The sequence below is a fragment of the Paenibacillus sp. J31P190 genome (genome assembly GCF_059692075.1).
In genome coordinates this window covers 66,265-79,587 of sequence record NZ_JCAUAS010000016.1, presented here as the reverse complement: position 1 = coordinate 79,587, position 13,323 = coordinate 66,265, and the positions used below count along the sequence as shown (strand labels likewise).

Annotated in this window: 12 protein-coding genes; all 12 read left to right on the top strand. The window is 35.1% G+C overall.

From position 1 onward, the window contains the following. Positions 1-2: 2 nt before the first annotated feature. A complete protein-coding gene (locus tag AC58U0_RS24570; RefSeq protein ID WP_497381567.1) occupies positions 3-1,955 on the top strand; it encodes a tetratricopeptide repeat-containing glycosyltransferase family 2 protein in 1,953 nt (650 codons plus the stop codon). Then, complete coding sequence (locus tag AC58U0_RS24565; protein WP_497381566.1) at positions 1,945-3,372, top strand: glycosyltransferase family 1 protein; 1,428 nt, start codon at positions 1,945-1,947, stop codon at positions 3,370-3,372. The genes AC58U0_RS24570 and AC58U0_RS24565 overlap by 11 nt, the downstream gene beginning before the upstream one ends. A gap of 17 nt (positions 3,373-3,389) precedes the next feature. Next, entirely contained in the window at positions 3,390-4,355 is a 966-nt protein-coding gene (locus AC58U0_RS24560) for an NAD-dependent epimerase/dehydratase family protein (protein ID WP_497381565.1), read from the top strand. After that, complete coding sequence (locus AC58U0_RS24555) at positions 4,352-5,467, top strand: DegT/DnrJ/EryC1/StrS family aminotransferase (RefSeq protein WP_497381564.1); 1,116 nt, start codon at positions 4,352-4,354, stop codon at positions 5,465-5,467. Before AC58U0_RS24560 ends, AC58U0_RS24555 begins: the two co-directional genes overlap by 4 nt. Continuing rightward, positions 5,460-6,629, top strand: a complete 1,170-nt coding sequence (locus AC58U0_RS24550; RefSeq protein WP_497381563.1) for a class I SAM-dependent methyltransferase — start codon at positions 5,460-5,462, stop codon at positions 6,627-6,629. Before AC58U0_RS24555 ends, AC58U0_RS24550 begins: the two co-directional genes overlap by 8 nt. Positions 6,630-6,635: 6 nt before the next feature. After that, positions 6,636-7,520: an NAD-dependent epimerase/dehydratase family protein gene (locus AC58U0_RS24545; RefSeq protein ID WP_497381562.1), complete on the top strand. Its 885-nt coding sequence runs from the start codon at positions 6,636-6,638 to the stop codon at positions 7,518-7,520. Then, the gene (locus tag AC58U0_RS24540; RefSeq protein ID WP_497381561.1) at positions 7,498-8,178 is read left to right on the top strand and encodes a metallophosphoesterase family protein; all 681 of its coding nucleotides are present in this window, start codon (positions 7,498-7,500) and stop codon (positions 8,176-8,178) included. Before AC58U0_RS24545 ends, AC58U0_RS24540 begins: the two co-directional genes overlap by 23 nt. A gap of 4 nt (positions 8,179-8,182) precedes the next feature. Then, positions 8,183-9,205, top strand: coding sequence for an ATP-grasp domain-containing protein (locus AC58U0_RS24535; protein WP_497381560.1), 1,023 nt, complete (start codon positions 8,183-8,185; stop codon positions 9,203-9,205). 482 nt (positions 9,206-9,687) lie between these two features. Further along, the gene (locus tag AC58U0_RS24530) at positions 9,688-10,044 is read left to right on the top strand and encodes a hypothetical protein (RefSeq protein ID WP_497381559.1); all 357 of its coding nucleotides are present in this window, start codon (positions 9,688-9,690) and stop codon (positions 10,042-10,044) included. Positions 10,045-10,243: 199 nt separating this feature from the next. Then, positions 10,244-11,437, top strand: coding sequence for a DegT/DnrJ/EryC1/StrS family aminotransferase (locus AC58U0_RS24525; RefSeq protein WP_497381558.1), 1,194 nt, complete (start codon positions 10,244-10,246; stop codon positions 11,435-11,437). Between the two features lies 1 nt (position 11,438). Continuing rightward, positions 11,439-12,017 (top strand): acyltransferase, encoded by a 579-nt coding sequence (locus AC58U0_RS24520; RefSeq protein ID WP_497381557.1) that lies wholly within the window; start codon positions 11,439-11,441, stop codon positions 12,015-12,017. Next, positions 12,014-13,321 (top strand): nucleotide sugar dehydrogenase, encoded by a 1,308-nt coding sequence (locus tag AC58U0_RS24515; protein ID WP_497381556.1) that lies wholly within the window; start codon positions 12,014-12,016, stop codon positions 13,319-13,321. The genes AC58U0_RS24520 and AC58U0_RS24515 overlap by 4 nt, the downstream gene beginning before the upstream one ends. Positions 13,322-13,323: the final 2 nt, after the last annotated feature.

Genomic DNA, 13,323 nt, shown 5'->3' with positions numbered 1-13,323 from the left:
CCATGAAATACGATTATAAGCTCAGTATTTGCATGATGGTGAAGAATGAAGAGAAGAACTTGCCCCGATGTTTTGAAAGTCTAACTAAACTCCTTCAAAAGCCATATGTTGAGCTGATTGTTGTGGATACGGGTTCGACTGATAAAAGCGTTGAGATAGCATCCTCGTACACAACAAAAGTATTTCATCATCCATGGAATAATGATTTCTCAGATATGAGAAATATAACGATCTCCTATGCAAAAGGTGAATGGGTTTTTATCCTTGACGCCGATGAAGCCCTAGCCGATGAACAGAAGGTAATTGAACTACTAGAGGGTAATGATCTTAAAAAGATTAATACTGTTCAATTTTTAATGAATGACTATACGAAACTACACGACCCTACATCCTTTCTAACTTATAACTCATTCCGCTTATTTAAAAATACTAAAGGATTTGGATATGATGGTGCTGTCCATAATCAGCCAAGAGTACAATCTCCAGTTTATTATGCAAAAGTCATTCTTAATCATTTTGGATATCAATTTGATGATAAAGATTTGCTTGAACGGAAGTTTAAGCGGACTTCAGAAATATTATTAAAAGAGTTAGAAAAGAGTCCAAGTAACATTTACTATCGATATCAATTAGCTAATAGCTATTTCATACATGGTGATTTGAAAGAAGCATTTGAACAAGTTGAGCTAGGGTATGACTCACTCCTAAAGATGCCTAAGTCCTCATGGCGTGATTGCCTTTACATTTTTGGAGAGTATGGTCGGGAAAGTTATGCAAATAATAAATTCAACGAATGCATTGAGGTTTGTACACAGGGAATCGAGGTAAGCCCCGATTACGTTGATCTCTACTTTTATACTAGCTTAGCCTATCAAGCTCTAAATAATCCTGAAAAATCAATAGAATATGCTCTGAAATATTTGGATTTATACAACCGTTTCGAAAACTTGAAAATATCGAATGATGCGTCAATTATCATGCTTAGCATGGACAGAAGTTCGGAGAGTTTGATTAACTCATTACTAAGTGCTCAATTGCATAATAAAGGTGAGTTTAGCAAATCGCTAGAGTATTGTTTGAAGGTAATAGAGGGAGATACTAGAAATAAACTTATATTTGAAAACTTATTTAAATTAGGTGAATATAAGCGAGCAAATGAATTTTATATTGAGCTTGCACAAAAAGATTCAACGCAAGCACAAGATTATGCAGCCTATATTGAAGCACTTAAAGAAAGAATGGAGTTTTCTGATAAAAATCACATAGAGACAGCATTTGCAAGTGGATTTGATGATTATGCAATTTTAAATAAAATTCGTATTTCTGAAGGTGAGATTGGTCATATCCTCACCCAAGAGTTCATTCGCGGCGCCGACTTTAATAAATTAGATGTCTATTATTCTGATGCTTTAAAAAATTTTATTAAATACCAAAAAGAAATATTGGCTTCGTTTAAAAAAGTTAAAAGTTTTAAGTTAAAGCAGCTAATAAAATACATGATGGATCATTTTAATATTGAGTCAATTCTCTTAAATTACATCGAGAATGAAAAAATACGTTCGTCAGACTATGAAGCAAATCGAGTGTTTTCGTGCATAGGTACAGTACTATTTTTAAGTGAAATAGAAAAAGCAAAAACTGCAAAACGAGAAATTAATGAAAAATATTTAAGACTATTTGGTAATCTGGTGGAAAAAAGCATTAAAAAGTTAGCCCACATCTATCAGCTGGATAAAATGCGATTATATTACTCTACATTAGATCAAGAGGAAGATCAGTTTTTTATACTACTTCATTTTGCGATTGAGGCACAACAGAAGTCAGATTATAAGGCTGTAATGAGATACATGAAGGATGCTGTAGAGGTATTCCCTTATTTCGCATTAGTCATGAAAGAGTATCAAAAGGAATTGTTCTCAAACTTGGAAGAAGAGTTGGTGGCTCATGAACTCTGATGTAAACCCAGTAATTAATAAATTACACCAAATCAAGCACCAAATTGAGCAATTAATTCTTAAAGGTGATTTGGACCACGCAAAAGAATTGGTGTATCAATATGAAAAATTAATGCCAACTGATATCGATGCATACACCTTAAAATCTATGATTTTGATACAAGAGGGTAACCTTAACGATGCTCGATATTCTCTTCTTCAAGGGTTATCGAAAGAGCCCAACCATCTCGATTTAATGTACAATTTAGGATATATTCACGAAATACAAGGTAGATTAGACGATGCGATTTCGTATTACCAACAAGTCATACCTAGAACAAATGAAGAAGACCTTAAGAGCCAGCTCGATGCGAAAGTGACTCTGCTTAGTCAAGAAAAAACAAAATCGGATATAGACAAATCACTAACGACTAGCCAACTTCGTGTTCTTCAAGGAACTATGGAAATAGCTAATCAAATGTATACTCTTTCCAGTGGGTTGCAAAAGCATGGTGTATATTCTAGAACATTTACTTATTATCCAAATTACTTAAACTATAGTTCTGATTTTGTTTTTAATCTCAACGAAGTGACTGATGCTAATCTAGAATCAAAAAGAATTGCAAAAGAGTTATTACCAGATTTTGATGTGTTTCACTTTCATTTTGGAACCACTCTTACAATGGATGGTTCAGATCTAGAGATAATTAGCAAATTAAACAAAAAAGTAGTTATGCAGCATTGGGGAAGCGATGTAAGGTTGCTCTCCAAAGCAAAAAAACACAATAAATACGTGAAGGTCAAATTAACAGATGAACAAGCGATACGCAAAAATCTGGAGAAACTATCACGTTATATCAGAAATTGTGTTGTAGGAGATTACGAACTATACGATACATTGAAAGAATATTATGAGCATGTTCATGTCATTCCTTCGATGATAAACATTGAAAAATATAAACCTTCTGAAGTTAAAAAGATAAACAGTAAATTTAAAATCGTACACGCCCCTTCCTCTCCAGTTTTTAAGGGTACGCAATTTATATTAGATGCAGTGAACAATTTGAAAAGAAGATTCGATTTTGAATTTATTCTCGTGCAGAACATGTCCCATGAAGAAGCTGTTAAGACGTATCATGAAGCTGATTTGATCGTGGATCAGTTGCATATTGGAAGTTATGGATTATTTGCGGTTGAAGCTATGGCGATGGGAAAACCAGTGGTTTGCTGGATAACAGAATATATGAAATCAAAATATCCCTATGAATTACCTATCATATCTGCTAATCCAGATACAATTGGAGAGGTATTAGAGTATATTCTTCAAAATCCAGATATGTTGAATAATATTGGTCTTGCTGGTAGGAAATATGTAGAGCAATACCATGATGCTGATAATGTATCATCTCAAATGCTTGAGCTATATAATAAAATTTAGATGGGTGGCTCTTCAACATGATTATTAACAAAAGAGTGTTTTTAACAGGCGGTGCTGGGTTCATAGGAACGAAAATTGTAGAGCGACTAGTTAGCGATAATAAGATCATGATATACGATAACTTTCATAGGGGTTCAACTAGTGAAACGAACTTACTCCAACATCCTAATATTCAATTGGTTAAAGGTGACATTTTAATTTACGAAGACTTAAAAAAGGCAATAGATGATTTTGAGCCTGAAGTCGTTATTCATTTGGCTGCTGTTGCCGGAATAAACACCGTGATCCAGAATCCAGTAAAAACAATGAAGGTTAATATGATTGGTACTTATCATTTGTTAGAATCCTTAGTGGAGCATATACCTAATTTAAAGCGATTTATTGATTTTTCTACTAGCGAGGTTTTCGGTAGTTATGCCTACAAAGCTGACGAAAAGGATACAACAAATCTTGCACCAGTGGGTGAAGCAAGATGGACCTATTCGGTTAGTAAATTAGCTGGTGAACATTTAACACATAGCTATTATAAAGAGTTCGGTTTACCAGAAGTAACTGTGCGTCCTTTTAATATTTATGGACCCGGACAAATCGGGGAAGGGGCTATTCATCAATTTGTTATTAGAGCAATTAAAAACGAGAAGATGCAAATTCATGGGGAAGGAGACCAAATTAGGTCTTGGTGTTATGTTGATGATTTTGTTGATGGGATAATGCTTTGCTTAGAAAATGATGATGCAATCGGCCACTCGATTAATTTAGGGAATCCACGTGCGACCATTACCATCTCCATGTTAGCAGAATTAATTAAACAAAAAGCGTATTCCGCCTCGGATATTGTAAATGTACCAAAAAATTATGTGGATGTTGAATTAAGAATTCCTAGTATTGAAAAAGCAAAATCACTGCTGGGGTTTTCTCCGAGAGTTAATCTTCCTGAGGGGTTGGAGAGGACTATTGAGTGGTATAGAGGTCTTAATTCATGATTAAATTAACAGTCCCGGATATAGGTGATGAGGAATTAGAAAAGGTTAGAGAGATATTTCAGTCAAAACATTTAGTACAGGGGGAATCGGTTGCCGAGTTTGAACGTTTACTAGCTAAACACCTTCAAGTTCGAAATGTTATAGCTGTTAGTAGTGGTACCGCAGCACTACATCTGGCTTTACTTGCAATGGATATCGGACTCAATGATCAAGTAATCGTTCCTGACTTCACATTCCCTGCAACAGCTAATGTAGTTGAATTAGTAGGCGCTAAGCCTGTTATGGTTGATATTACTCAAACTGATTTCTGTATCGATGTCGACTTAATTGAAAAAAATATTACAGAAAAAACAAAAGTTATTATGCCAGTTCATGAATTTGGCCATGCAGCTAACATGGAGAGAATAATTGAAATAGCCAAAAAATTTAATCTAAAAATCATTGAAGATGCCGCTTGTGCCCTTGATTGTGAGTTTCGTGGCCAAAAGGTAGGTACTATTGGAGAAATAGGGTGTTTTAGTTTGCACCCAAGAAAAGCAATCACAACTGGGGAAGGAGGTCTTCTCGTAACAAATGACGATAAGATTGCAGAGAAAGTGAAGATTCTTAGAAATCATGGTATTCAATATATTGATGGTACCCCTTCTTTTGTCACAGCTGGATTTAATTACAGAATGACCAACTTTCAGGCTGCCATTGGAATTGTACAATTAAAGAAGCTTCAAAAAATTAATGAATCAAGGATCAATAAAGCCCGAACCTATAGAAGTTTGCTGCAGGGAGTTCAAGGAATCGTACTACCAACCGAAGCAAAAGATACAAGACACATTTACCAAACATATCATATTCTACTTGACGGACTTATAAATAGAAATGAACTAATTACACGTTTATTTGCCAAGAACATTGAGACCAATTTTGGTGCTTATGCTGTGCATGAACAACCATATTATAAAAATAAGTATAACCTTGACAGTAGAAATTACCTCATTTCCCGAAATGCACACAAACAGGGTTTAGCTCTACCTTTATATGGTGATATTTCGGATGATTCATTGTACTACATTGCAGAGAATTTGTCTGCTAGCATAAAAGAAATGGTCGGTGAGTAAAGTGGTTGAGCATGCTTGGGATATTGGCGCAATGTCATTCACATATAGAAATTTAGAAACACCTCATAATGACGCTGATTTGCCAGATTTTCTTCCAATGGTGATAGATTACGATCAGAAGTTTGGCACTCTCACACAACGATTTAATACTGAGATTGACGAATCATTATCCAAAGCGTATAGTGTAGGCGCTCATATTAGTGGTGTTATGGAGGAAGAAGGCATAGGGCGGCAATATGCTGACGATTTTTACAAATTTATAAAGCAAAACCTACAACTAGATCTAGCAAAAACCTCAATATTAGAGATTGGTTGCGGGTCTGGTTATCTTTTGAACCTTTTTAAAAGGGAAGGATCAAATGTTATTGGGATCGAACCGGGACATAAAGAATACCATAACCGATATGATGTGCCTATTGTTTCTGATTTTTTTCCAACTAAGCAAATAGAAGGGCAAACCTTTGATGTAATTATATTCTATGCAGTACTTGAACATATACATGATATTAATACATTTTTTATGAATGTAAGATCGCACTTAAATAAACATGGAAAAGTTATACTTGCTGTTCCTGATTGTGAACCATATATAACAATTGGTGACATTTCCATGCTGTTTCATCAACATTGGAAATACTATACGGCAGAAACATTGAAAAATACACTCATTACGACATTTGGTTCAAAAGTGGTCGTGGAAACCTCTAATTTCGGTGGGCTTCTATATTCCTATGTTGAGGTAGGAGCTTTTTCGGGTTTAGACACAGAAGAGTTGAAAGTAGAGTTCTTGCATCAATTTAACAAGTATGTAAGAATAGCCAAACAAAATATAGTTTTAATGAAAGATTATTTAGAAAAAACTTCTGCCCAGAAATCATTAGGAATTTATGTCCCCGGAAGAATTATTAACTACCTTTCATTACTAACTAATCAAATAGATATGACTAGAATTCGGTTTTTTGACGACAATCCGCTGTTAAAACACAAGTATTATCCAGGTATTCCAATCAAAATTGAAGATCGAAGAGAGTTGTATGCGAATCCGGTTGACGAAGTGTTGATTATGTCGAACACCTTTGGGAAGAATATTGCCAAAGACCTTAGGAATGAAATACCCGCTTCTAAAATCTTGCTACTCCATGATATATTCAAGGAGATCTAAGATAAAATGGGGATTCTTGTAACTGGAAGCGGTGGATTTATAGGTAAGAATTTTATAGCTTCATTAGACGAAGCGAAAAAAAGAGAAATTATTTTCGGTACAACTTCGCATTCTAATCCAATGTTGACTTATTTTGAACGGAACTACTCGGACATTAATCATGTTTTATATAATAAAGAAATTAATACAATAGTTCACTTGGCTTCAGTAATACCCACTTCGTTTAGTGGAGCCACTTTTGAACAGGTTTTTTTACCTAACGCATATATGTTAGATCATCTGTTTAAGTTCGCTATTTCGAATAAAATCAAGAAGTTTATTTATTTATCCAGTTTTGGATCTATGCAAGACTATAAAAATTATAAGATGAAGGATTATTATACTTTGTCCAAGGTTCACGGAGAGCATATCTGCTCAATAATGGAAGCGCAAGGAATAGAAACGGCCTCATTGAGAGTGCCTTCTTTGTATGGGCCATACTTGAAGAGTAAAGGTGTTATTAACATATTTATTGAACAAGCGATAAATAATAGAGACATTATCTTGTTTGGGTCTGGACAACGTGAACAAAATTTTGTTTATATCGAAGATGTTGTTAGAGCTATTAATATGTTTTTAGAACCTACAACAAGATTAAATGGCATTTATGAGCTTTGTTCGCGTCATAATATTACAATGTTGGAACTTGCAATGAAGATAAAAGAGCTTACCGATTCTAAATCAAATATCGTCTTTAATGATCGACCTGATCCCTTAGAAGGATATAAACCAAGCTATACATCTACTCGTATGAGAGACGAATTTAAATTTACACTAGATTACAATTTAGATATAGGATTAACTAATTACTTATTGTGGAGAAGGTCTAATGAAAATAGCGATTGTCTCTGACATCCACTCTAACTTCGCCGCTTTCAATGCATTACTAATGGACATGGAACATTTTTTTGTTGATAAAAAAATATGTTTGGGAGACATGGTTGGATATTATGATCAACCAAATGAAGTTTTAGATGCCTTGCAAATAAACGGATTTTTGTGTGTAAAAGGCAACCATGATCAAATTATTTTAGGCGAGATTGAATTTTCTGTGGATAATGAACCATTGTATGGAGTGTATAGACATAGGAAAGAAATAAGTAGAAAAAATCTTGAATTTATACGTCGATGCCCGCTTTATTATGAGGTTAATATTAATAATTTAACTTTCTGCTTTTGTCATTCAACGAGAACAAATACACAGATCTATCTAAAAGATACGAATGATATTATTTTTAACAAGGTTAATCCTGAAAAAAGTAATTTTTATTTCTTTGGTCATACCCACCAACTCTTTGATGTTTATCATCAGGGAACTCGATATATAAATCCCGGTTCGGTAGGTCAACCAAGAGGTACAAACAATATAGCAAGTTATATTATATTCGATACTGAAACGTGTGAATATACTAGGCAGTACATCTATTATGATATAGAAGAATACACCAAACAATTGCAGGCAAAACATTATCATGAACGTGTGATTAATATACTAAGAAAGCGCAGGTAGTTGAATGGAACGCATAAATGTACTTATAACAGGAATAGGAGCAGCTGGGTTTGGCGAGCAAATACTGAAGGCACTGAAACATTCTGGTGCCTCTCTTTTTATTATAGGAACAGACATTTCTAACGTATGCTTCAACAAGAATGAAGTGGATTTATTTCATATTGTTCCACTTGCTACGGAAACAGAATATGAAGGAGTGATTAAGGAGTTGATCGCTACCCACAATATTCAAGTGGTATTTCCTGGGTCTGAACCCGAATTAAAATGGTTCAGCCAATATAGAGAACGCTTCAAAGATATATATTTAGGTATTAATAATGATACCGTTATTCAATTGTGTCTGAATAAATACAGTACCTATGAAAAATTAAGTAAGTTATCGATAAATGTACCTAAGTATACGAAAATCAATACTATTGAGGATTGTGATGGTATAGACTATTTTCCACTAGTACTAAAGCCAAATACAGGATCTGGCGGATCGGCTAATGTTAATATTGCTTCGAACCATGAAGAGTTGAAGATGTTTACACAACATATGTTGAAGAATGGTGTTGACATCGTTGCACAGCAGTACGTAGGTTCGAGTGAAAGTGAGTTTACAATTGGCGTATCTTCGAGATTTAATGGTGATGTCGTTGGTTCTATAATAATGAGACGCTTTATCAGCAATGGTATTTCTGTAAACAAAAAAATTAAAAGCTCAAATAATGAAGTGCAAGTAATTTCCTCTGGCATTTCTCAAGGTGAATTCATACATAATTCAGTAATACAAGCTCAATGTGAAAAAATGGCACAACTTTTAGGATCAACCGGTCCACTAAATATTCAGGGCAGATTAGTGAATGGTGAACTATTAGTTTTTGAAATTAACCCTAGGCTTTCTGGAACTACATCTCTCCGAGCTCTTGTCGGGTATAATGAGCCTGTTAATATGATTTTGGACAATATTCACAAATCTGATGATGTTAGATACACATATGAGGATAGAATCGTTCTTCGCAGTTTGATAGAAAGACTTTTTTAATATAATTTTAAAGAATACGTTGCCAACAGAGAACAAGAAATGGACTCACTATGTACAACGGAAATAAGACATACCAATCCCAAACCTATTTTGAAGCCAATAAATTAAATTTTATCTAGGTCGCTTCTTACACATTACAAAACAAACAGGATATTAGTAAGTTGTCTTCTCTTCAAATTGACATTTTATTAGTATTAGGCTGGCAAAGATTAATTCCTGAATGGTTAATTGGACATGTAAATTATTCTTGTATGGGGCCCATAGAAGTCCTTGGGGAATAAATGGGGGTAGAGGAAGATCACCTATTAATTGGTCCTAATTTTAAATAAAGAACTTTTTGAGATAAGTATTTTTAAAATTAACAAAAGATCGATTCTTGGTGAAATCATCGAATCTTCACATTTTCCAATAACGCAGCTTAATGACGTGAATTCATTATTTTTTAAATCCACTTGGTTAATGGCCAATATGATAATTAATATTTGAATGGTAGCATAACTAAGCTTGAATTTAAAAAACAAGATGAGAATTACATTAGATATTTACCAAAGTGTACTCCGGAAGACGGATTCATAGATTGGTTCAAATCAGTAGATGAAGTTTATAACTTCATAAGAGCACTGACAAAACCATATCCAGGAGCCTACTCTGTCTTAGAGGGGCAGAAAATTTTTATTTGGCGAGCCATCCCGATATATGATCTGCCTGGTTTTAATGTTTATAAAGCGGGACAAATAATCAATGTTTATGAAACCCAGAAAAAGCTCTTAATTAAATGTAAGGACTCAGCGCTTCTGGTAACTGAATCGAGTCAGGAAATCCCAATTGATAGATCGTAAATAGGAAGAGTGTTAGAAACTGAGAAGTTTGAATACCAGTTAAAAAAAATTGTTGTGCCAAGAAGAATTAGCAGTTCTTAAAAAATAATAGTAATACATAAACTGAAAATTATTTCGTGTAATTTAAGGTTCATTTTTAACCGATATAAGGATGTATATAAAATTTCTTTTTTCAATAGACATGCAAGGAGGAATTCAAATGCAAATCCCACTATTAGATCTTTCAAGACAATATGCATCAATTGAGGCCTCTGTACTAGCCGCGACAGAAAGAGTTTATCGTTCAAGCTCTTATATTATGGGGCCGGAAGTCAGCTCATTTGAGAATGAGATTGCCCAGTATCTCCAATGCAACTTTGCTATTTCATGTGCAAATGGAACAGATGCCCTTGTGCTTGCTTTACGAGCCCTGGGAGTTGGTACAGGAGATGAAGTCATCACAACACCTTTCACTTTTTTTGCAACCGCAGAGGCAATTTCAAGTGTTGGAGCAACTCCAGTTTTTGTTGATGTAGACATAGAGACATATAATATCGATACCAACCAAATAGTGAAAAAAATCTCACCTAGAACAAAAGCTATTATACCTGTTCATCTTTTTGGTCGACCTGCAAATATTGAAGCAATTGTTAAAATAGCCAGAGAACACCATCTAAAAATTATTGAAGACGCTTGTCAGGCTATTGGAGCTACGTATGAGGGAAAGAAGGTTGGTACTTTCGGTGATATTGGATGCTTTTCTTTTTTCCCCACAAAAAATCTAGGGGCATTCGGGGATGGCGGGTTATTGGTCACTAATGATGAGCAGTTGGCCAAAGTTTTAAAGGGCCTTAGGGTTCACGGCAGTGGTTATGCGGGTTTGCAAGCATATAATGCTATGAATATTTCTAATATTGAAACGAATAACGAATTGATTGATGTTGACTCCCAGTTTGCAAAATACTATAACTATTTAATTGGCTATAATTCTAGACTTGATGAAATACAAGCGGCTATCTTAAGGATTAAGCTTCCCTTATTAGATCAGTGGAATAAGGAAAGAAGAGAACGATCTGCGTATTACCAGGAGAATTTACAAGTTACAAACTTGAAGTTACCAACAAAAACCTTGAGAAGTGAAGAAGAGGTTGTACACCTATACGTAATTCAAACTGAGCAACGAAAGCAACTAGCTTCTTTTTTGGGAAGTAGAGGAATTGCCACTGGAAATTACTACCCGATTCCACTGCATCTGCAGAAAGTTTATGTCCATTTAGGTTATAAGCCTGGGGATTTTCCTATTTCTGAATATTTATCAAACAGAACTATGGCAATACCACTTTTTCCGGAGATGACTAAAAAAGAGCAGGATTATGTCATAGAAGCGATTTATCAGTTTGAGAGAGAGAATTAGCATGGATAATAACTATTTTGTACACGAATCAAGCTATATCGACCAACCGTGTGAAATCGGAAAAGATACTAAGATATGGCACTTTAGCCATATTATGTCAAACTCTCGAATAGGTATGAATTGTAATATTGGCCAAAACGTTGTAATATCACCTAATGTTATTTTAGGCAATAACGTAAAAATACAAAATAACGTATCCGTTTACACAGGAGTTATTTGTGAAGATGATGTTTTCTTGGGACCATCTTGTGTATTTACGAATGTTACCAATCCCAGAAGTCACATTAATCGTAAACAGGAGTATAAGCAGACCTTAGTTGGAAAGGGTGCTACGATTGGGGCAAATGCAACTATTGTATGCGGTCACAACATTGGAAAGTATGCTTTGATCGGAGCAGGGTCAGTAATCACTAGGGATGTTCCTGATTATGCTCTTGTGGTTGGTAATCCATCTAGAATTCTCGGATGGGTATGCCAGTGCGGTGAGAGACTTCATTTTAATGCTGAAAAAGCTATCTGTAAAACGTGCAAAACTAATTATACCAAGAATGATCTAGAGGTAAGGGAAGTGTTGAAATGAGTGAGGCACTATTAAGTAAAATTCAAGATAAAACGGCCGTTATTGGCGTAGTAGGTCTCGGTTATGTTGGTCTTCCACTTGCATTAGAGAAAGCAAAAGCTGGGTTTCGTGTCATTGGCTTTGATATATTGCCCGATAGAGTAGATAAGGTAAACAAAGGTATCAATTATATAGGTGATATTATTGATAGTGAATTCAATGATATTGTTTCACAAGGCTTGCTAACTGCTACTTCTGATTTCTCTTTTGTTAGAGATGTCGATTGTATTGCGATATGTGTTCCTACACCACTTGATAAATACTATCAACCAGATATTTCATATGTTGTAAAATCAACTAGAGACATTGCAAAATATCTAAATAAAAAGATGCTGATTATACTCGAGAGTACGACCTATCCGGGTACGACAGAGGAAATACTTAAGCCTATCCTTGAAGAGGGAGGGCTTGAATGTGGAAAGGACTTCTATTTAGCCTTTTCTCCTGAGCGGGTGGATCCAGGTAATAAACTATATGGCACAAAGAATACGCCTAAGGTCGTTGGTGGTGTAGGAGAAGCAAGCACGAAGCTTGCCGCGGCTTTATATCGTAGTGTTTTGGAAGGTGAAATTCATGAAGTCTCAAGCCCTGCAGTCGCAGAAATGGAGAAGATTCTTGAAAATACATTCCGGAATATTAATATAGCGCTAGCTAATGAAATGGCTATTCTTTGTCACAAAATGGGCATTGATGTTTGGGAAGTCATTGATGCAGCGAAGTCAAAACCCTATGGCTTTATGGCGTTCTACCCTGGTCCAGGATTAGGCGGTCATTGTATCCCAGTGGATCCTTTTTATTTGACATGGAAGGCGAGAGAATATGATTATCATACTCGCCTGATTGAAACAGCAGGGGAAATTAACATTTATATGCCGCAGTTTGTAACAGAAAGAAGCATGAAAATCTTGAATCGTTTCAAAAAAACGATGAATGGTGCTCGTATTTTACTCTTAGGAGTTGCCTATAAACAAGATATAGATGATTTGCGTGAATCTCCAGCCTTAAAGGTTATTGAACATTTGGATAAAGAGGGGGCAATCATCAGTTATTACGACCCTTACATTCCGCAGTTCACACATCAAGGAATTGAGTATCGATCGATTAAACTTACTCAAGATAAGCTTCGTGACGCTGACTTGGTTATTCTTACAACCATGCATACACAATTTGATTATGAACATATTGCAAGGGATGCCACTTATATTTTTGACACAAAGAATGCCTTCAAACATGTGAAGAATCGTGAAAATATAGAAGTTTTATAATA

Bases quoted from the DNA above. Each gene is read 5' to 3' on its own strand.
- AC58U0_RS24525 (WP_497381558.1), top strand. From the start codon at position 10,244: ATGCAAATCCCACTATTAGATCTTTCAAGACAATATGCATCAATTGAG.
- AC58U0_RS24545 (WP_497381562.1), top strand. From the start codon at position 6,636: ATGGGGATTCTTGTAACTGGAAGCGGTGGATTTATAGGTAAGAATTTT.
- AC58U0_RS24555 (WP_497381564.1), top strand. From the start codon at position 4,352: ATGATTAAATTAACAGTCCCGGATATAGGTGATGAGGAATTAGAAAAG.
- AC58U0_RS24560 (WP_497381565.1), top strand. From the start codon at position 3,390: ATGATTATTAACAAAAGAGTGTTTTTAACAGGCGGTGCTGGGTTCATA.
- AC58U0_RS24570 (WP_497381567.1), top strand. From the start codon at position 3: ATGAAATACGATTATAAGCTCAGTATTTGCATGATGGTGAAGAATGAA.
- AC58U0_RS24565 (WP_497381566.1), top strand. From the start codon at position 1,945: ATGAACTCTGATGTAAACCCAGTAATTAATAAATTACACCAAATCAAG.
- AC58U0_RS24535 (WP_497381560.1), top strand. From the start codon at position 8,183: ATGGAACGCATAAATGTACTTATAACAGGAATAGGAGCAGCTGGGTTT.
- AC58U0_RS24540 (WP_497381561.1), top strand. From the start codon at position 7,498: ATGAAAATAGCGATTGTCTCTGACATCCACTCTAACTTCGCCGCTTTC.
- AC58U0_RS24520 (WP_497381557.1), top strand. From the start codon at position 11,439: ATGGATAATAACTATTTTGTACACGAATCAAGCTATATCGACCAACCG.
- AC58U0_RS24515 (WP_497381556.1), top strand. From the start codon at position 12,014: ATGAGTGAGGCACTATTAAGTAAAATTCAAGATAAAACGGCCGTTATT.